We start from the raw sequence: 21,494 nt of genomic DNA on the forward strand, positions 1-21,494 counted from the left end.
CTAGATAGGTCATACTTACTATGACTTGACCTATCTTTTTTATCTTAAATCCTCAAATCCCCATCTACTCATACTTCCCATATCTTTTGTCGCCCCGTCAGCGTTAATGGTTATGATCTAATTGATATGGCAAGGGCTTTTGCCGCTTGTCAATTTTCTCTTGCGCGCACCAAAAATAAGGTTCTGCAACAAGAGGAGAAATTTAATAAGGCTAAGAATACAGCAATTAGAGTATTTGGTCGGTTGGGGCGACTCTATGAACGCCACAATAATGCCTATCCTCAAGCACAAATTCCTCCTTTAGCGTTTGCTCATACTACGGGATGGTTTGTCAACTATGCGAGGGGCGATGAGGCGATCACAGGACTACCACCACGTCCTCGTGAAGTAGATTTTGAGTTTTTTGATACTCTGCAATGGGATCAGCCTCTCCCTCGCCCTTGCCGCCGTCCTCCCGAAAATTTGAATGATGGCATGATGGGCAATCCAAGACCTAATCCAATGCCTAGAGATCCTCAAACTGTTGCGATCGCTGATAATGATGATGCCGATGATAATGAAAATAATGCCGCCGCCGAAAGGGACTTTTATCGCGATCAATTGCGGCGCAATGCTCAACAAAATGAGAGGGAAGTACGCCCTTAAGGTCTAAAAGCTCGATTTTAAAAGCCCTTTGCATTTCGATGTGAAGGGCTTTTTGTCGTTTTGAGATTATTTGCTAAGAAAGAATTGAGAATCTGCAAAATTTTGGCGCTTAACTCGGATTTGTATTTATTACTAAAGCACTTCGCAATAGGAGTATGAATTTATGTCTGCAATTGAACGGAATCCTGTAGTGCAGGGAACTTCAATGAGTCTCTCTGCCCAATCTCAGAAAGCAATGCAAGCCACTGGCGCATTAATCGCCATGACTGCTAAAGGATTGAGTGCTGCTGCTCAAATGGCTTTTAAGGCAGTACAGTCTTCCATCGGTTTGGTAAGTACTGCCATCCAATCTGCAAAGGAATTGCGGACATCAGCTCAGACTATGCAACAGCAAGCGATCGCGATTTCGCACGACCAAGGATTGAGTATTGCTGAAGCTAATACAGTGGCAGCATTGGCGATCGCTTCTAATTACATGGTCAATGATCCGCGAGTCATCACCCAGTCTCTGCAAACTTTGCAAAATAATCCTTCGGCGCAAAACTTGCAGGCATTCCAAACCACTTTGGAGAATGCTCATCAACAGGTATTTGTGGAACGTTTGAGTTTGGCGGTGCAGAATGCTGCGCTTAAGGTTGGGTTTACGCAGATCCCATCGGCAGCGACAAGCATGGTCAATGGCAAGGTGCGCCTAGCGGCGAGTGATGATACGGGTCGGGTATTGGTGACGGAGATTAGCAGCGATCGCGATCATGACATCAGTATGGTGACGGAGATTATTGGTTCCAGTGACCACACTTGCAATCAAATCCTTGATGCGTTCCATGTTGCCCTTGAAGCGGAAGGTGTGAAGATGGGCGATCGCGATCGCAAGTTTACGGGCGGCATCATTGAGCTAGAGGCGGCAAGACAGTTTGTGAGTCAGAAGGTCAAGCCCAAGGCAAAAGCGGCATCGTCAGAGCAAACTGAGCGCAAGGCAGCAGCAAAGCCTCGTCCTGTGCAGAAGCAGTCACAGATTCGCCACTAATTCACCACTACAGCGAAGTCATCTTTAAATTGCTACGCAGTTAGAGATGACTTCGCAAATTTATTAATTTGAGAATTTCTTTGAGAAATACATTTATGACTACAACATTACAACCAATTCTTCAAGGTATTAAAGAAGGTCGTGCCGCCTTTTTATTATCAGGACGTTCGATTCGTGATTTAGATGTCTATCCTGAAACCCAACGACTAGGACCATTACTAGAGATTTTGCGACAGGAACTAAAGGCATCACATGGCATGACTTTAGTTACCTATAGTCGCGCCGAAGGGCTAGATCTCGAAGCGGCGACCTTGGGGAGCGATCGCGATCGCCAAACCCTTGAGACCGCTTTTCACGCCCATCACTTGCTCAATATTCCTCAAGATGATCAAGAGATTCCCCATGTGTTGCGGGGGATTTCTAGCTTTTGTCGAAATACCAGCGCTTTGCCTAGCGCCAATGGTGGCGAGATGCGGGTTTGCTTTTTGTTAGACTTTGCCGAAGATCTTGCCCCTAGTTGTCAGGGCAACCCTTCCGATGCTCAGATTGTGGCGGCTGAACATGGCAATCTGTTGGCGCAGAGTTTAGCGATGCGAAATAATGGTCATGCGGTGATTTGGCATACCCATGATGCGGCGCTAGTCAGTTCCCTAGTGCGATCGGCTGTCCATCCGATCCATTTACCTCAACCCAAAGCACAGGAAAAATTGGTGTTTTTGCAAGCGGCTTTGCAACTGTATGACAAGGCAAAATTTGAGGAAGGATTAAGTCTAGAGAATGTTGCTTTTTTGACTAGCAATACGCCTAATCGTGGTCTGGAGGGTCTGATTAGGGCTTCCCATCGTGGCGATCGCTTGATCACGGCAAAGGAATTGGTGGCTCAAAAAAGTGCGGATGTGCAGATGCAATCGGAAGGAACTTTAACAGTGCTGGACACTGCTCAAATTGATCCCAATCATTCATTAGAGGGAGTCAACAGCAGCAAGCCGCAGCAAGTATTACGCCAGTTGGCTGCACATCTTGAGAAGGGCAGTCCCCATATGCCGATGAATGTTTTGCTAGTGGGGCCACCAGCAACGGGTAAGACGGAGATGAGTTTGGCTGTGGCGAAGTTAGCGGGAGTGTCGGCTTATCAGATGCATAGCCCCAAGGGAGGCTTTGTGGGCGAAACGGAACGCAAGTCGGAATTGCAGCAGCGTACCCGCAAGGAAGCGATTCCCAATATTGCCTTTGTGGATGAAATTACGGAAGCTTTGCCCTTAGAGCGATCGGATTTTGATGGCGATAGTGGCGCAACGAGGGCAGTGGCGGCAGCGCTATTGACTGCCCTTGCGGATGAGAGTTTGCGCGGTAAGTCTTTGCTGCTTGCGACTACTAATTGTCCCTATAGGATTGGGGCAGCCATGCGATCGCGATTTATGATGATTCCTGTATTGCATCCTTTGCGGTCTGACTATGGGGCGATTGTGCTGGCAACGGCGCAAAGAGTCGATCGCCAAGGGAGTCTTACTCTCTCATTGCAGGATCGAGAAATCGCCCAAGCTGCGAATCTCTTTTATACAAAAGGAGCAAATCCTCGCCATATTCGGGCTGCTCTGAGCAATGCGCTTTTACTTAAGGGCAGTCTCTCGCCTGAGCATATTTTGTTTGCGGCTGAAGATTGCACTGTGCCAAGCGATCGCATTTCTTCTATTTATGCTGACCTATGGGCAGTGGCGACTTGTTCTGCTAAGTCATTTTTCCCTTGGGCAGATTGTTTGGATTCCTATCCATTTCCTGATCATTTGGATGGTTTAGTTAATCGGGTTACGGGTGAAATTGATCGCGCTGAATTGGAACGTCGTATTGAGGAGCTAAAGCCCCATGCAAACCTCTAAATCGTCTCGTTATATGGATTTAGCGATCGCCGCAGTTACGGAATATTACCAGAGAGATCCGAGACTTCATCTTTCTGGTACTGGGGCGATCGCTGCCCTAGAAGATAAGTTAGCACGGCACTATGGCAAAAAATATGCGCTCTGTTGCTCGAATGCGACTACGGCATTATTGGCGATCGCTTTGGCTCTGGATTTAAAGCAGGAGCAGTTTATCACTACGCCCCTAACCTATGGCGGAACCCTTGCGGGTTGGTTGCTCTTGGGCAATCAGCCTGTATTTGCAGGGGTGGAGCCTGTCACCTATACCCTCGATCCTGTGGCGGTGAGAGAGTCGATTACGCCAGAGGTCAAAGCGATTTTGGCGGTGGATCTGTTTGGCAATCCTTGCGATATGCAGGGGTTGCGAGACATTGCTGATGAGTTTGGGCTTTGGTATATTGCGGATGCGGCTCAGAGTTTGGGGGCCTGTCGCGATCGCTTGCCTGCGAGTAGTTTGGCAGATGCGATCGTGGTGTCATTTACGGTTGGGAAGTCCCTTTGTGCGGGTGAGGGTGGGGCGATTATTACGGATAATGCAGAGCTTTATCAAAAGTTGGTGTGGTTTACGCAGCATCCCTATCGCCAATATCGCGATTTAGGATTAGAAAATCAGTTTGGTTTAAATGGCAGGATGCACCCTTTGGCGGCGGCGATCGCGAATGCGACCTTTGAGCAGGCGATGCAGGATTTGCAAGTCTATCAGTCCCATTGTTTGGCGATCGCGGTGGCGTTGAATGAGATTGGCTTAACGGAGGTGATGCCCCATAGTTTGGGTTACCGATCTACTTTTTTTAATTTGGTGTCGACATGGCGCGATCGCCCTGAGCCTGAGTTATTATTGCGGGAGTTGGGCGATCGCGGTTTTGATTTAGAAATTTTGCCGCTTTCTCTATGTCCGATTCCACAACAGGCGGCGTATGTGGCGCAGTATGGGGTGAGTGATGTGGCGATCTCTGACTATGGGAATAGTTTTGAATTGCGTGGGTTGGATAATCGGGTTTGGTAAATTTTTTTTAATGGAGTTGGATTGATTATGAATAATGAAGAACGGTTACAGCAATATGTGGTTTTGATTCAAGAGATTTTGAGTTGTCCTGATGGAGAGGAGGGGAATATTCTTAGTGCCAAGATGGAATTGGTGGATCTTGGTTTGGTGGTGGTGATGGGGCAGTATGCGGAATATCTGCGGGGGCAAGGACAATCGGGTGCGGCGGATTTTTTGTTAGATATGGCGGCACAGATTACAAGTTTTCTACAGCAGGAGAATAGCGTTAATCCAGAGGAAATGAGCAATTTTTGTAATCAACTATTTGCCGCAGAGCAAGAAAATGGACAAAGTGGAATTTTTGAACTGCTTGCTCAGAATTTGGGCTTTGTGAATGAGAACTTAGGGAATGCTTTAATTGAGGCTTCACGAAGGTTGATTGCGGCAAATAGTTCAGAATTGCAGGAATATATTGTTGGGCTAACGGAAAATATTTCTATTCATTTGACAGATTTTCCTTTAGGCAATCCCAGAGGCAAGATCATCAGTGCGATCGCAGGCTATGAATATGTCCTCAGTCTCCGCACTGATAACCCTGAAAAAACAGCCCAGACCCAAAATAATCTCGGCTCCGCCTACAGTCGTTTAGCACCGTTCTCTGAGAATCCCAAGCAAGAGATCGAACGGGCGATCGCCGCCTATCGCAACGCCTTGCGGGTTAGGAAAGAAGCCGAACTCCCTCAAGCATACGCAACGACCCAAAATAATCTCGGCTCCGCCTACAGCGATTTAGCACCGTTCTCAGAGAATCCGAAGCAAGAGATCGAACTGGCGATCGCATCCTATCGCAACGCCTTGCGGGTTAGGACAGAAGCCGAACTCCCTCAAGATTTCGCGATGACCCAAAATAATCTTGGCAACGCCTACAGCGATTTAGCACCGTTCTCAGAGAATCCGAAGCAAGAGATCGAACTGGCGATCGCATCCTATCGCAACGCCTTGCGGGTCTATACAGAAGCCGAACTCCCTCAAGCATACGCGATGACCCAAAATAATCTCGGCTCCGCCTACAGCAATTTAGCACCGTTCTCTGAGAATCCCAAGCAAGAGATCGAGAATGCGATCGCCGCCTATCGCAACGCCTTGCGGGTTAGGAAAGAAGCCGAACTCCCTCAAGATTTCGCGATGACCCAAAATAATCTCGGCAACGCCTACAGTCGTTTAGCACCGTTCTCTGAGAATCCCAAGCAAGAGATCGAGAATGCGATCGCCGCCTATCGCAACGCCTTGCGGGTGCATACTTCAGACATGCGATCTACTGATTGTCTGCAAACTGCGAGAAATATGGGCAATTTTGGCTTTAAACAAGGACTATGGGAAATTGCCATCGAAGGTTATAGCATCGCAATTGAAGCAGTGGAAAATATTCGCAGTTGGTCACGGGATGAAACTCGCCGTGAAGAAGTACAGGCAAATTCTATTTCCATCTATAGCAACATCGTGCAGGCATACATCAACCTCAAACAGTACGACAAAGCCATGGAATATGTCGAACGGAGCCGATCGCGCCGCCTTGTGGAACTCATGCATAGCAAAGACCTCTATGGCGATGCGGAAATTCCTGAAGAAGTCAAAGCACTACTCACCGCCTACGAAGCCAAACAACAGGAAATCGATCGCATCTTGAGACTTTTGTTAGGAGATGAGCGATCTCTTACCGCCACCAGAGAACTGCACGACAGCCGTGACCAACGCGCCCGTACTGAAGCCTTCACCGCCGAAATTAAAATCCTAGAACAAGAAAAACAAGAAATCTGGCTAGAACTACGCCGCCGCGACCCTGTGCTTGCTTCACAACAAAAAGTCGATGCTCTGGACTTCAAGGCTATGCAAGCCCTGATCAGCGATCAGCCCCATACCGCCATCCTCAATATCTACAGCACCGATACTAATGTCCATATCTTGATCCTGCGTTCCACTGGGGAACCCACCTATTTCCATTGCGCCGACCTCAATGGCATCGGCATCGCCGATCTCAATCAATGGATTTATGACACTTGGCTCAATCCCTACCGATTGGACAAGAAACAATGGACAGCAAATATGCCCCAATTCCTGCGCCAACTCGCCCAGACATTACAAATCGATCGCCTCATTACCGAACATCTCCAAAATATTGAAGAACTAATCATCATTCCCCACCGAGCCTTACACCAAATCCCCTTTGCCGCTTTGCCGATTGATCCCCCCCAGCCCCCCTTGTCGAAGGGGGGAGAAGATAAAGTCCCCCTTAATAAGGGGGATTTAGGGGGATCGTATCTCAGCGATCGCTTTAAAATCCGTTATATTCCTAGCACTCAGATTCTTAAATTCTGTAGCGATCGCGGAGATGTTCCCTTTGCAGAGCAGATTCCCCAATTTAGCACCGTAGAAGATACCCGCGAAGACCTGATGTTTGCCGCCTTTGAAGGCTCACAAATTGCCAAGATGTTCGCGATCGAGCAATCACGCCGCCTCCAAGGAAAGCAAAGCGCCACCAAAACCGCCTATCGTCAAGCCCTCAAACATTCTCGCGCCCTCCTATCTAGCCACCATGCCGAAGCACGCCTCGATATTCCCCTAGAGTCCATGCTCCTGCTTGGCGATGGCGCAATCACCCTCGGCGAGTTACTCACCTCCCGCTATCCCGATATTGTCGATGTGTTCCTCTCCTGCTGCGAGACAGGCTTAGGCATATCGCAAAACCTCACTGATGATATTGTCACCCTTGGTACAGGATTTCTCTGTGCAGGTGCAAGAAGTGTGATTAGTTCTCTTTGGAAAGTCGATGATCTTGCCACTGCGATCTTTTCTATTTTCTATCATCAAGAACGTCAAAAGGGTTGCGATCGCCTGACTGCCTTACAAAATGCTCAGACTCAATTACGAGAAATGACACGAATGGATTTGCACGAAATCGCCATAGACTGGGATTTAAAAGCATATCTCGGTAAATTGTTGACTCCACTCTATGCCGTCTATGACAACATCAAAAATGATCCTGAGAAAAAAGAACAGAAAAAAGAGATTGATAAACTTCTCTCTAAACTAAGTAATGCCTTAGCTTTAATTGCAGAACCTAAAGAGCAGAAAGCGCACCTTAAGCCCTTTGCTTCACCTGATTTCTGGGCTGCCTTCACAATTCAAGGACTTGGTTAAAATTGCAAAAAAACTCCAGCTAGTTCCGATATACAAACACTAGCTTCCTAAAATTGATGGATTAGATCATTCAGTTAGGCAAATCACCAAGAGATTTATATATGGCAACTACATTAAACGCGATCGCGCAACGACTTGAAAACAAACAATGGCAATACGAAATCGATCGCCAATCGCAAACCGTAATTACAGGAGTCCGCACCAGTTCTATTCCGCAACTATTGATCTTTATTCGGCTTAAAGAGAATGGAGAATATGTGCAGTTTCTCGCGCCGCAGCTTTGTCATCTCAAAGATAATCTTTTTAAAGGAGTCGCCTATCAAACTTTGCTACATATCAGCTATAGCGAACCCTTAATCCGCTTTGCTACCGATCCAAATGATGGCGAAATTTGCGCCTCTGTAGAACTGCCTCTAGAGGACGCAAATTTGACCCAAAGGCAATTCGATCGCTGTTTGGATGAGCTAATTCATTTAATCGACCTAGAGACAATGCCACGCCTCAATCGGGTATTAGCGACAGGGGAAGACACAGGAAAGGTCAACCCAATTGAATATTTGTATCAGGCAGCAATGGGCGATCGCGTGGGGGTAAGTTTTGACTTTCGGCGTAGTGCGGAGATGCTGCTGACAAGAGCCACACCAGAGGATCTGGCTTGGTTAATGGGGCAGATTCAGCAAAGGCGTTAGGGCTAAAAAAAGTTTTTTAAAGTTTTTTGGGAATTTAGCGAAAATTAGCGATCGAGTTTTGACTACTACTCAGACGCTAATTTTTTGGTGTTTGCAGGCTTCTATATATTTACCATCTATCTAAATTTTATGTTTTATTAACTTAACCGTGAGGCAATATGGCGGATGAATTAAAATTTGAGGAAGGTTCGCAATCTGATTTTCCTGATCGGATCGCAGACCACCTATCCAAGGCGCTACCTGAGGCGCAGTCTAAGGCTGAATTTATGTGCGATCGTAATTTTAAAGAGTCTCAACGACAAAAACTAAAAAAAGTTGAGGAAATTTTACAAGGTCGTGATGTTGATGCACTCATGGCACAAGATCCGAGCGTTGTATTTGAGGTTGTGTTGCGATCGGGACGCTTGGCGATCGTGAATAATCATGAGAATGAAGCTTTGGACAAGACGTATGAATGGTTTAAGAAGAAGTTTCAAGAGTTTGACATTAGGAAGCACAGTAAACATTCCTCTCTGATGATCTGCCTAGTAATTTGGATGAATAGAACTTTACGCCAAAGGCTTCAAGACTTGCGATTGAGAGAATGTGGTGATGATGTTAAGCGTAACTATCGAACCATTCAAGTTAAAGACCCTTTGACTGGTGAAAAAGTTATTGATGAAACAACTCAAAAGCCAAAAAAGCAGCGAGTCAAGGCAATCATTGGCAATGGAATGATTACCAATGACGATGGAGAAGAGACTAGTCCAATAGATCAAGTTGATGAAGATGGTCAAATTCACTCACCTAACCGCAGCCGTAGCGCTATTCATCGTAGTCTTGCTGTTAAGCCTACTAAGACCGTTTATAACGATGTGAAACAAGTAATTCAACACGATCCAGAAGGTAAGTTACGGGAGATGGTGGTTAAAGATAACCCTGCAATCAATGCCCATATAATTCTTAAGCGACTGCACATTGATGGAGAGTCTCTACAGGAGATTTCTAAGTCACTGGGCGCACCCAACTCATCTGTGAATAGTATTTTAGTGCGTGATGCTTATCCTTATCTTGGACAATATGTTTTGAATCATCTGGAGGGCTATGAGCCTGAGACATTGCGCCAAACGGTGGAGGCAGATCGTGATGGGGTTTTAACTAAGGCTTGTATGAAGGATCAGCATGGTGAGCGTTGCCCGAATGCCCATGTGCAGTATCTCGCAAAGCAGTTTTGCGTTTGCTTTGATACTCCTGAGCATCCAGTACGAGGCTTTGAAGCAGTCACCCGCGAACTGGTGGAGAAATATGGTTACAACATCACAAAAGAGATGGTTGAGGAGTTTTGGCGCACTACAGGCGTAATGACATTAACTAAGGCAGTCCGACTCTTTAATGTCAAGAAGCGCAATTCGTAATTCGTAATTGAGAACTACGAATTACGAATTATAAGATTTTTTACTTTTTACTTTCTACTTTCTACTTTTTACTTGGAGAACCTTATGTCTACGCAAACAATAGAACAATCGCAATCTGCACAATCTATCTTTGTACCTTTGACCGATTGGGCAATTACTAAAGCGGAAGAGATGGCTTTGTGTCATGAGTCAATTTCTAAACGCAGGGCTGTATTCGATCGCGCAGTGGCTTTGGCGGGAGTTACCGATTGGCTCAACTATGATTTGGGATTAGAGGCAGATGTGGCTAGTGGCGACTTTGCTGATCCTTTGTTACGCAATGGGTCAGAGGTGGCGGATCTGATCGTGAATAAAGATTACAAAATCGAATGCTGCATTGTTGAAGATGGGGTGACAGACTTTACAATTTCGCCCGATGTTTATCCAGAGATGGACTCTAGCAGCAATACGCCTAGAATTGCCTATGTGGTGGTGCGCTTGCCTGATGACTTAGTGGAGCTTGAGATCTTGGGATTTTTGCCTGCGGTAGAACTAGCAAGTCGCGATTTGACAAAACCTATCTTTTTGAGTGAGTTATATGCTCCTGAAGATTTGGCTTTTGAGATTAGGGCTGCGGCTTTTGATTTGGATGATTTTGGACATTTAGAGGACTTGGTTAAATCAGATATTGATGACCAGATGATGATCTCGATGATCTGTGGCAACTTGCAGGAGTCTTCGGTGATGAGAGAACTGGCTTTGAAAAATAATAAGGATCAACAGTCTGAAGAATTGGTGGATTCACCGCCAGAGTCTATGGATGTTATGGAACAGGAGCAACAGGAAAAGATGGCGAGGGTGATTTTGCGAAGATTGAAGTCGCTGTGGCAAGATTAGCGAAAAATGCGGAGCTAGAACTATGCAATTTATTAATCCTAAAATTGACTATGCTTTCAAAAAAATCTTTGGCTCAGACCAGAGCCATGATATTTTGATTAGCTTCTTGAATGCTTTGCTGTATGACGCTAAACCCGTTATTCAAGACCTAGAAATTATTGATCCCTATCTTGCGCCGAAAATACGCGGTGTGAAGGATACCTATGTGGATGTGAAGGCAACCATCATTGATGAAAATAATCAAACTGCTTCAGTGATTATTGAGATGCAGGTTTTGAATGTGGAAGGCTTTGAGAAACGGATTTTATACAATGCCGCTAAAGCCTATGCGGGACAACTTGACGCTGGTGAACGATATATGAATCTTCAGCCCGTAATTGCGCTGACGATCGCTGATTTTGAGATGTTTTCTGAGTTTGAGAAATGTATCTCACATTTTGTTCTCAAGGAGAAAAACGATCTTACTGACTATCCTATCTACGATCTGGAACTGGTATTTATCGAGCTGCCCAAATTTACTAAGGAGTTGGCAGATTTGGAAACCTTGACCGACAAGTGGATTTATTTTATGAAATCTGCAAGGCAATTGGAGTCTGTGCCAGAGGTGATGCAGACAGTGCCAGAGATTAACCGTGCCTTCGAGATTGCGCGAACGTCAAATATGACTCGTGAGGAGTTGGATGATCTAGAAAAACGCATGTTTTATATCTACGATCAGCAAACTCTGGCGGAAAGGTCGATGCAAAGAGGTCTAAGGCAAGGATTACAGCAAGGTCTAAGACAGGGGCTACAGCAAGGATTACATCAAGGACTACAGAAAGGGTTACAGCAAGGGCGGCAGGAAGGTGAACTGAATGCCAAATTGGCTATTGCCCGTCAGCTATTGCCGATGCTGGATGATGCAGCAATTAGTAATAGTACGGGTTTAAGTGTGGCTGAAATTGCAGCATTACGTCAACAAATACAGGAGTAAGACAATGGATTTTGATATGAGTGAAGAACGCATCGGGCAATATTTAGAAGTGATTCAGGCTTTGCTGAGATGCCCAAATGGTGAGGAGAATGCAATTCTCAATCGTTATCAGGACTTGATCGATCAGGGCTTTTTAATGACGGTGATGGCGGTGGCGGAGCAGTTGGAGAAGGATGGGCAGGAGAATGAGGCAAGGTTTTTGCAAAATCTGGCGGAGCAGTTGATGGAGTTTTTGCAGGAGCAGATGGGTACGGATGCTCAAGAGGTGAGTATGCTTGGGAATTTATCAGAGGATTTACTGAAATTTTGGCTGAGTCTGGTGCAGGCGGAGGTGGAAAGTGGCGGTGAAGATGAAGCGGTACATCGGGTGATGCAGCAAAATCTGGAACTGGTCACAATTGACTTAGGCTCGGTGATTGCGCCATTTGTAGAGTTGTTTCTATCGCAAAATCCTCAAGCGAAAGAAGATATTGCTGGCTTGGTGGAAAATGTCTGTATTAGAGTCAGTGATTTCCCAAATAGTAAGCATTATGAGACGACTCAGATTTCTATTGCAGGTTATCAAATCGTTCTCAATTTGCGCCAAGATAATCTACCCAAATACGCTCAAACCCTCACCAATTTGGGTGTTGCCTACCTCACCTTGTCAGAACTGGGAATCGCGCCCGAAGCGAACTTACGCGAAGCGATCGCCTCCTATGAAAGGGCGGCACAGATTCGCGAAGCAGCAGGCTTAACCCGCGACTTAGCTTCCACCCTCACCAATTTGGGAAATGCCTACCTCACCTTGTCAGAACTGGGAGTGGAAACAGAGGTAAATTCACAACGGGCAGCAGAAATTTATGAGTGTTCTTTTGCAGAATTTAAGCCAGAGGTGTTGCCTGTGGAATGTATTAAAACAGGTAGAAACCTCAGCCGACTCTATAGCAAACAAAAATACTGGCAAAAAACACTGCGGGTCTGTCTCCGTGTGATTGAAGCCGCCAAAAATTTACGCCGCATCAATCAAAACGATCAAGATCGCCAAAAGGTCATGGAAGACGTAATCAGCGTCTATGCCACCTCCATAGAAGCTCATATCGCCCTCGGTGACTATCCCGCCGCCATCAGCCTCGCCGAAAGCTCCCGCAGTCGCTACCTCGTAGAACTCATGGCAGCCAATGACCTCTACAAAGATGGTGAAATTGCCCCAGAAATCCGAGAGTGGATGGCAACCCACAAACCCGAACTGGAAAAACTCTGGGAAGAATATAACCAGATCGGCAGCATCATTGAAATCAAGCAACAACAGGAAGGAGATGGCGAAGCCAAACAACTCGCCACCGCAGGCACAAAGCGAACTGAAGACAGCCTCAAAAAGACGATCGCCGAAATCTCTCAACTCCAAGCAAGGCGCGACCAACTCTGGCAAAGAATGCGCGAACTCGATCCCGTCTTTGCAGGCAAACTCGAAGTCACTAGCCTCGATTACCAAGCTATGCAAGGTTTAATCGATCGCCCCACCACTGCCATTCTCTACATCTACACCACCAACGACAACACCTATCTCTTTGTCCTTTGCCAAGATCAAAATCAACAACCACGCCTCATCCGCCATGATTGCCAAGGTTTAGGCAGAAACGTTCTGCGTCAATGGTTGATTGACAATTGGTTGATTCCATATTTAGGAGAAACAGCAGCATGGCGCGAGTCAATCGATCAACGCCTAGCCCAACTCGCAGAACTGCTCCAAATCAATGAACTCACCCAAAAGCTCACCCAACCCGATCTCGACATTCAAGAATTAGTAATCATTCCGCACCTACTCCTGCACATGATTCCCTTTGGCGCTTTACCAATCTCCCCTCGCCCTCTGGGAGAGGGGCAGGGGGTGAGGGTAATTCTCAGCGATCGCTTTAAGCTACGCTATGCTCCTAGCGCCCAGATCTTGCAATATTGCCAAGAGCGCAACCCCATCAATCCCCTCAAACGCGGCTCCGTCGAAGATGCCACCAGCGATCTCTTCTTTGCCCAACTCGAATGTGACATCATCGCCCAAACCTATCAAATCCCCGATGCCCTAAGACTCAAAGGACAAGCCGCCACCGTTGCCGAATTTCAAAAACTCGTTATCAATGGCAAACTGCAACACCTGCACTCTAGCCATCACGCCGCCGCCGACCTGATGAACTCGATGCAATCTGCCCTCAAACTTGCCGATGGCGAAGTCACCACAGGACAACTGATGACCCCACCTTGGGCAATGCCCGATCTCGATGAGGTGTTTCTGTCTTGCTGTGAAACTAACTTGGGCTTACCTCGCGCCAGTGATGATCTGATTACCCTTGGCACAGGCTTCCTCACCGCAGGCGCAAGAGCCGTGATTAGTACCCTCTGGTCTGTCGATGCGATCGCCACTGCCTTCTTTTGCGCCTTCTATTATGATGAGCGCAAGGGTGAGAATGGTGAGCAAGATGGAGAGATTTGCGATCGACCCACCGCCATCCATCGCGCCCAAACCAAACTCCGCACTGCTACTTCCCTCTCCCTAGTGCAGTATCTAAATACCAAGCTTCTAGCCGCAAAAGCGCAGAACAATCAAGCCCTAATTGAGAGCATCAATGCCGCAAGTAAAGTATTAGCCAAATACATTAAGGAGAACCCCAAGGGTTGTCCTTTCGCCTCTCCCTTTTACTGGTCAGCCTTCATCTGCCAAGGCTTACGCTAGATACAAATGAAGAAATGGCTACGCCATTTCTTCATTTGGTATTACATTTTCGGTGGTAGTGCGATCGCTAATTAAGTGTTGGATTTTGCAAAAAACTTGGAAGGGAATCTGATGGGGATATAGAGCAAGACGAGTGTTACTCGGTCGCTCACTTCATTAACTTTCTCTGATTAGGAGCAATATCAATGGCTTGGAGTAATTGGATTGAATGTCGTTTTGATGCTAACGGTCAACTCGATACCAGTAATCTGCGAGAAGCACCACCTTCAGGTGGAGTCTATGCGATCGCTACCAAAACGGGTTGGAGCTATAACACTCAATATGTTGGGCGTTCTAAAAATGATATTCGAGGTCGGTTGAAGGCGCATCTGACTTTAAATGATAGATATGGTAATCATGTGATTAACAGTATCTTGGCAAGCAAGAAGGATCGTCCTAACCAGCCTCTGAATGCTTTGTACTTTGCTTTTCTGGAGACCCGCGAACATAAGTTGATCGAAGCTGCTTATATTGATGCTAGCGATCGCCCTGTTTGCAACTTGATCCGAGCAAGACTGCCTGAAGGCTTGCGTGAGCAGGATGTGTTTCGCTCTGAGCTAGACCGCTAGGCATAAATAAATTGGAAACCAAAAAGCTTGTTCTGCTCGCTAAGCGGGCGGAACAAGCTTTTTGGTTTTAATATGCTCATCAGTGCATTGCGCCGCTTTTTTTACAGAATAAATATTGCAAAAGGAACAGTAAACAGACTGATAAAAGAATAACCATAATTGCAAAGCGTGAGGCGAGCGATGTCTAAAAACAAAGTTCATGAATGTCCTAAGTGCAGCAAAATATCCTTCACGCAGATTAAACCTAACGTGTTTAAATGCTTTGCCTGTGACCATCACAAAGATCTCAACGATCCAGACTTTAAATGGTTGCCGATCGCGATCGCTGTTGGCAGTTGTACAGGATTGATTGGAATTGCGATTGGTATATTCTCCTTTAATCAAATCCTCCCCAATCGCAGCACCAACACTCCTAGCCCAAGTTCCAATCAAATAGCCGCAGCAAGTATGGGAGCAGAACCAGCACAGGCAGCACCTAAAGCAAATTCTCAACAGAAGCCCAAAGCGATCGCTAAGGCAATTTCAGGGAACCAAGTTGTCTTAGAAATTAGTGGAAAACCTCAAGAAGTGATCTTGTGTGGACTCACCGCACCAATGCCCAATAGTCCACTTTTTGGCGCAGCGACTCAGAACTTGCAACAATTGCTCGATCGCACGGGTGCGGATAACTTAATGCTGACTGCGATCGCTGATAGCAATGGTACACCTATTGTGGAGCTATACGATCGCCGCGAGAATATCTCCTTAAATGCCCATCAGGTCGCCAGTGGCTACACCACCTCATCGCAATTCTTAGCTAAACCCTGTCGCGATCGCGCGCAGATTTTGGCAAAAGTCCAAGAGGCACAGGCACAACAAAAGGGGCTATGGCAGCCTTAACTCCTTGATAGGCGGCAACTTGCGCTGCCTATCAATACTTGGTTTGATTTTAGTTTTAATTTTTTGCAGAAAAAATTTTGTAAGGCAGATAAAGGGATGTGGCGATCAAAAGAGCGATCGCTATATCCCTTAATTTATGTGTATTTATGTACTGTTTACAGACTTTTTAGTGAAATATGGAGTAATTTAAACGATGACAGCCACCCTCATTCCCAAAGCTTCATCTATGCCCCCTGACCCTAATCATCCTTGGTATCGCATTTGGCAAATTGCCTATGATTATGCTCACAAAAAGCCACAACCCGACGATCTACGCGATCGCCAATTTTTCAAACATATCGATGCGATCGCCCATCAGCCAATTGCTTCACCTCGTTACAAGCGGGAGATTGGACATTTGTACTTGTTTATACGTAAGCTGCCCTACAACGCCGATAAGCACTTTCGTGGAGGAAGATTTGAAAACCCGATTAGAGACGAGTATGAGAATATTCTTGATTCGGTACTTGCAAAAGCGATCAGGTTAATGCCGTCAGAATTTAATCCCACAGGTAAATCTTTCACGGGATGCTTTATCAATTGGGTAAATCGCAGGTTACGATTAGAATATGAACTTCTTGATTTCTATAAGAAGATCAGTTTGGATATACCTAATGAAGTTTCAAGTGCTGATAGTGATTCAAAACCTAACCTCAGTGACCTCAACCAACGCATTGAGTCAGATCAAGAGAAGTTAAAAAAGCAAGAAGCTAAGTTACTGGCAGCTTTTGAGAAGGATGTCCTCGAAAATGACTTTTGGGTGATTAACTACATCAAAGATGAGCCGAAGCTGACCTACAGGCTATTAACTATGCGACTCAAGCATGATTTTTGCCTTGGGCGCGAGAAATTTCAAGCGATCGTCAATGAGTTCTGCCCAATCGCTGAGGATGCGACCCCAGAAGAAATTACTGAAGCGAGAAAGTACTATTACAGCAAAATCGATGCCGAATTGCGCCGTCATGTCTATCCGAAAATCTTGACCAGACGGCTCATCAAGAATTTGTTTACGCCATTGCAAATTGAGCAAATTCGAGAAGCGATCGCTAATAGCGAAAGCCTAGACATTCCCGTTTACAAAAACTACCCCGCGATCACACCCAAGTTCATGGCAGAGAAACTATTACCAATGTTTCAACCGTTGAACCAAAAGCCGCTCACGATCGCAGAAATCATCAACCTGCTGCGAAGCCCCAAATACGACTACCTGACCTACAAAAAACTAGACGAACCCAAACTACAACAGATCTGGGACAAAAAATGCGCCCCAAAAATCGGCAAAATCGCCGCCCAAGTCCTAACCTACAGCCCATAAGAATAATCCCCAATTCCCAATTACCGATTACCAATCACCAAAGGAACCAAACCCATGTTTGAAATAGAAGAAACTAATTACCAAGAAATGATCATCCACGATGAAGGCAAAGTAACCGTCATCTTGCCGCAAGAGGCGCATCAATGGGCGCGAATTTTTGCCGCGAAGCAGGATGATGTGGAATCTGGGAGACGAGTTTATCTCAATACCTTGGCAGTCTTTGCCGTGAGTTTCTTTTTGGAGAGACATCGAATAGAAACTGACCTCGAAGCTAGTGACTGCTGGTATCCTAATCCTATGACTCCCTTTGATGTGGCGGATCTCTATTTGCCTGATCTTGGACAGATTGAATGTCGTCCTGTATTGCCTGACCAGCGCCATATTGAGATTCCTGAAGATGCGAGAAATGGTCGCCTTGCCTATGTTGCGGTGCAGTTTAGTGAGGTGTTGGATCGAGTGGTGCTATTAGGAGTAATCTGTGGTGAATCGAGAAGTTCTATTTATATACGCGAGTTTAGTCCGAGTAAACCTGAAAATGCGATCGCCAATTTACCCATTTTTTTAAATAAAGTGAAAGAGTTGGCGGCGCATCGGCAAGAGGATGATGTGTTATCGAAGGTGGAGGCAGATTTGGAGCTATCTTCGCCAATGGAGCTAGTGGCGCGGCTGCAACGCATTTTGATGTTAGAGTCTGAGCCTAGTTTGCAGAGGTCAGCGATCGAGCGTACTCTCAAGGAGTTGGCGAGGCAGGAGTCTACTATTCGCGAGTTTGCCGAAAGCCATCGGGAGTTTGCGGTGTTGAGCGATGAGGAAACCGAGGATCTCACTGATGAGCAAGTGGAGTCAACTTTTCGACAAATGGCGGCGGATTTGTGGCGCTATTTGCAGGGTTAATTTTAGGGAAAACAAAAAACTATTAGGAATCTAAACGTATGAATAACGAAGAACGGTTACAACAATATGTGGGTTTGATTCAAGAGCTTTTGAGTTGCCCCAATGGAGAGGAGGGGAATATTCTCAATGCCAAGATGGAATTGGTGGATCTTGGTTTGGTGGCGGTGATGGGGCAGCATGCGGACTATCTGCGGGAAAAAGGGCAAGCGGGTGCGGCAGATTTTTTGGTAGATATGGCGGCACAGATTACTAATTTCTTGCAGCAGAGTGGTGGTAACAGGGCAGTGGATAGGAATACTCTTTTCAATTTTTTGATGGAAGTATTGCAGGCAGTTAATGAAAACAACGATCCAAGGGTGATCTATCCCCTCTTAGCAGAGCATCAAGACAAACTCACCCTCGATCTTGCCTCAATTTTACAGCAATGGACTTTAGCCAAGCTCTCTGAAACCTCAGATCCTAACCAAGCCTATGGTATTTGTGCTGTTATCGGTAACTTTGCGGGGCTAATTAGTCAATTTCCCCTTGGCAATCGCGCCATCAATTTAGAAATTGCGATCACTGCCAATCAAACTATGCTCAGTTTTTTCACCCATTCTCAATATCCTGCGGAATGGGCGGCAACACAGAACAACTTAGCAACTGCCTACTCTGACAGGCTAAAAGGGGATCGGGCGGAGAATATTGAAGAAGCGATCGCACGCTATCATCTCGCCTTGGAAGTAAGAACCCGCGAAGATTTTCGAGAAGACTGGGCGGCAACTCAGAACAACTTAGCAAATGCCTACTCTGACAGGCTAAAAGGGGATCGGGCGGAGAATATTGAAGAAGCGATCGCACGCTATCATCTCGCCTTGGAAGTTTATACCCGCGAAGATTTTCGAGAAGACTGGGCGGCAACTCAGAACAACTTAGCAAATGCCTACAAAGACAGGCTAAAAGGGGATCGGGCGGAGAATATTGAAGAAGCGATCGCCCGCTATCATCTCGCCTTGGAAGTTTATACCCGCGAAGATTTTCGAGAAAACTGGGCAATGACTCAGAACAACTTAGCAACTGCCTACAAAGACAGGCTAAAAGGCGATCGGGCGGAGAATATTGAAGAAGCGATCGCACGCTATCATCTCGCCTTGGAAGTAAGAACCCGCGAAGATTTTCGAGAAAACTGGGCGGCAACTCAGAACAACTTAGCAAATGCCTACAAAAACAGGCTAAAAGGGGATCGGGCGGAGAATATTGAAGAAGCGATCGCACGCTATCATCTCGCCTTGGAAGTTTATACCCGCGAAGATTTTCGAGAAGACTGGGCAATGACTCAGAACAACTTAGCAAATGCCTACAAAGACAGGCTAAAAGGCGATCGGGCGGAGAATATCGAGATGGCGATCGCATCCTATCGACTCGCATTGGAAGTAAGAACTAGTGAAGCATTTCCCAAAGACTGCCTACAAACAGGACGCAATCTTGGCAATCTTGGCTTTAAAGAAGGAATGTGGCAAATTGCCGTCGAAGGTTATGCCCAAGCAATCGAAGCAGTCGAAACATCCCGCAGTTGGGCAAAGGACGAAACTCGCCGTGAAGAAATTCATGCCGAATCCATCGAAATCTATAGCAACATTGTGCAGGCATATATCAACCTCAACCAATACGCCCAAGCCTTTAGCTATGTCGAACGCTCCCGATCCAAGCGCTTACTTGACCTCATGCACGTCCATGACTTTTACAAAAATGGCGAAATCCCCCCCGCAGTCCAAGAACTCCTCGATCAAATCGACAATCACCAAAGCGAAATCGACAAAATCTATCACCCCAAAAACCAAACCCATAACCTCGCCACCGCCGACAGCCTCCGCTACGCTCCCAAAGACCATGAAAAAGCCAAAATCGACTACCACCGCCGCGAAATCAATCGCCTCTACCAAGAAGTTCGCCAACGTGACCCACTAGCCGCAGCAGGAACCAAAGTCACCCCCATCGACCTCACAGCCGCCGCCCAACTCCTCCAAGGCAGCACCACCACCGCCCTCCTCAACTTCTACAGCACCAAAAACAACACCTACATCTTCATCCTCCGCCATGATCCCAACTCTTCTAACTCCCCCTCTCCCAGTGGGAGAGGGGGTTGGGGGGTGAGGGTCGATCTCCATGTCATCCCCGATCAAGGCATCGATCAACTCCATGATTGGATCTTTGACGAATGGATCGCCCAAAGCCAAAACAACCGCCAACAATGGGCAATCAACGCCCCCAATTTCCTCATCGAACTTTCCCAAAAACTGCAACTCAACCACCTGATCACCGCATACCTCCAAAACATCACCGAACTCATCCTCATCCCCCACCTCTACCTCCATCAAATCCCCTTCATCGCCCTACCTATTGATCCCCCTTTCACCCCTCGCCCTCTGGGAGAGGGGCAGGGGGTGAGGGCAAATTATCTCGGCGACCATTTCACGATCCGCTATGCCCCCAGTTGCCAAGTCCTGCAATTTTGCCAAATCCGTGACCCCATCCCCGAACCCCTCACCTATGGACTCGTCGCAGGAGCCAGCCGCGATGTCCCCTATGCCCAATTCCAAGGAGATGAAATTGCCAAACTTCGCAAAATCCCCCCAACCAACCACCTCAAAGGCATCAACCAAGCCACCAAAGCCGCCTACAAACAACTGATCCACCAAGTCAACATCTTCCATGTCTATCATCACGGCAACTTCGACTTTGGCGAACCCCTCAACGCCAGCCTCACCGCCGCAGATGGCGACATCACCCTTGCCCAAATCCTGACATGGCGCTTACCCCAACTCTCCGATATCTTCCTCTCCTGCTGCGAAACAGGACTAGGACTGAGTAAAAAACTTACCGATGATATCTTCGCGATCGCCAGTGGCTTCCTTTGTGTCGGCGCACGCACCGTCTTTGGCACACTCTGGTCAGTGGAGCAACTCTCCGCCGCCCTGATCTGCGTCCTCTACTACCGCGACAGAAGCGAAAATCCCCACCACCGCAAAGCCCAATCCCTCCAAATCGCCCAAGCCCAACTCCGCGAGATGTCAGGCGCACAAATCGAAGCAGAATTTGGCGATGCCCTAGAAGACTCAATCCAAGATTACATCAAACAACTGCGCGACTACACCCTGAGCCTACCCGAAGGCACAGCCGCAAGGGAAACTGCCCAAACAGCCCTAGACGAAGCAAAAAATGGCAAATACGAGGACGGAAAATTCCAGCCCAGTCTCGAAACAAATCTATTTTCAGTATTTGCCCATCCTCGCCCCTTCGAGAATCCCACCTACTGGGCAGCCTTCACCTGCCAAGGTCTAGGCTAATAGCACAGCAAGCAACAAGCTTC

Annotated in this window: 15 protein-coding genes; all 15 read left to right on the forward strand. The window is 46.7% G+C overall.

Annotation, left to right across the window (positions count from 1 at the left end; genetic code table 11):
* Nucleotides 1-126: 126 nt before the first annotated feature.
* The 15 genes from H6F44_RS13460 (at nucleotide 127) to H6F44_RS13530 (ending at nucleotide 21,471) form a co-directional block, all read left to right on the forward strand.
* Nucleotides 127-645: a hypothetical protein gene (locus H6F44_RS13460; protein WP_190351531.1), complete on the forward strand. Its 519-nt coding sequence runs from the start codon at nucleotides 127-129 to the stop codon at nucleotides 643-645.
* A 163-nt stretch (nucleotides 646-808) separates the two neighbouring features.
* Nucleotides 809-1,672: a hypothetical protein gene (locus H6F44_RS13465; RefSeq protein ID WP_190351534.1), complete on the forward strand. Its 864-nt coding sequence runs from the start codon at nucleotides 809-811 to the stop codon at nucleotides 1,670-1,672.
* A gap of 95 nt (nucleotides 1,673-1,767) precedes the next feature.
* Entirely contained in the window at nucleotides 1,768-3,549 is a 1,782-nt protein-coding gene (locus tag H6F44_RS13470) for an AAA family ATPase (RefSeq protein ID WP_190351535.1), read from the forward strand.
* Nucleotides 3,536-4,594 (forward strand): DegT/DnrJ/EryC1/StrS family aminotransferase, encoded by a 1,059-nt coding sequence (locus H6F44_RS13475; RefSeq protein WP_190351538.1) that lies wholly within the window; start codon nucleotides 3,536-3,538, stop codon nucleotides 4,592-4,594. The genes H6F44_RS13470 and H6F44_RS13475 overlap by 14 nt, the downstream gene beginning before the upstream one ends.
* 27 nt (nucleotides 4,595-4,621) lie before the next feature.
* Nucleotides 4,622-7,771, forward strand: coding sequence for a CHAT domain-containing protein (locus H6F44_RS13480; protein WP_190351540.1), 3,150 nt, complete (start codon nucleotides 4,622-4,624; stop codon nucleotides 7,769-7,771).
* 101 nt (nucleotides 7,772-7,872) lie between these two features.
* Nucleotides 7,873-8,460, forward strand: a complete 588-nt coding sequence (locus H6F44_RS13485; protein WP_190351542.1) for a hypothetical protein — start codon at nucleotides 7,873-7,875, stop codon at nucleotides 8,458-8,460.
* A gap of 158 nt (nucleotides 8,461-8,618) precedes the next feature.
* The gene (locus tag H6F44_RS13490) at nucleotides 8,619-9,854 is read left to right on the forward strand and encodes a hypothetical protein (protein WP_190351544.1); all 1,236 of its coding nucleotides are present in this window, start codon (nucleotides 8,619-8,621) and stop codon (nucleotides 9,852-9,854) included.
* An 84-nt stretch (nucleotides 9,855-9,938) separates the two neighbouring features.
* A complete protein-coding gene (locus H6F44_RS13495) occupies nucleotides 9,939-10,730 on the forward strand; it encodes a DUF1822 family protein (RefSeq protein ID WP_190351546.1) in 792 nt (263 codons plus the stop codon).
* 22 nt (nucleotides 10,731-10,752) lie between these two features.
* Complete coding sequence (locus tag H6F44_RS13500; RefSeq protein ID WP_190351548.1) at nucleotides 10,753-11,703, forward strand: Rpn family recombination-promoting nuclease/putative transposase; 951 nt, start codon at nucleotides 10,753-10,755, stop codon at nucleotides 11,701-11,703.
* Nucleotides 11,704-11,707: 4 nt separating this feature from the next.
* Nucleotides 11,708-14,410 (forward strand): CHAT domain-containing protein, encoded by a 2,703-nt coding sequence (locus H6F44_RS13505; RefSeq protein ID WP_190351549.1) that lies wholly within the window; start codon nucleotides 11,708-11,710, stop codon nucleotides 14,408-14,410.
* Between the two features lie 185 nt (nucleotides 14,411-14,595).
* The gene (locus H6F44_RS13510; protein WP_190351550.1) at nucleotides 14,596-15,018 is read left to right on the forward strand and encodes a GIY-YIG nuclease family protein; all 423 of its coding nucleotides are present in this window, start codon (nucleotides 14,596-14,598) and stop codon (nucleotides 15,016-15,018) included.
* 180 nt (nucleotides 15,019-15,198) lie between these two features.
* Complete coding sequence (locus H6F44_RS13515; protein WP_190351551.1) at nucleotides 15,199-15,897, forward strand: thermonuclease family protein; 699 nt, start codon at nucleotides 15,199-15,201, stop codon at nucleotides 15,895-15,897.
* A 193-nt stretch (nucleotides 15,898-16,090) separates the two neighbouring features.
* Nucleotides 16,091-17,251, forward strand: coding sequence for a hypothetical protein (locus tag H6F44_RS13520; RefSeq protein ID WP_190351552.1), 1,161 nt, complete (start codon nucleotides 16,091-16,093; stop codon nucleotides 17,249-17,251).
* A 54-nt stretch (nucleotides 17,252-17,305) separates the two neighbouring features.
* Nucleotides 17,306-18,145 (forward strand): DUF1822 family protein, encoded by an 840-nt coding sequence (locus H6F44_RS13525; protein ID WP_190351553.1) that lies wholly within the window; start codon nucleotides 17,306-17,308, stop codon nucleotides 18,143-18,145.
* Nucleotides 18,146-18,183: 38 nt separating this feature from the next.
* Nucleotides 18,184-21,471 (forward strand): CHAT domain-containing protein, encoded by a 3,288-nt coding sequence (locus tag H6F44_RS13530; RefSeq protein ID WP_190351554.1) that lies wholly within the window; start codon nucleotides 18,184-18,186, stop codon nucleotides 21,469-21,471.
* Nucleotides 21,472-21,494: the final 23 nt, after the last annotated feature.

Source organism: Pseudanabaena cinerea FACHB-1277 (assembly GCF_014696345.1).
Taxonomy (GTDB): Bacteria; Cyanobacteriota; Cyanobacteriia; order Pseudanabaenales; family Pseudanabaenaceae; genus Pseudanabaena; species Pseudanabaena cinerea.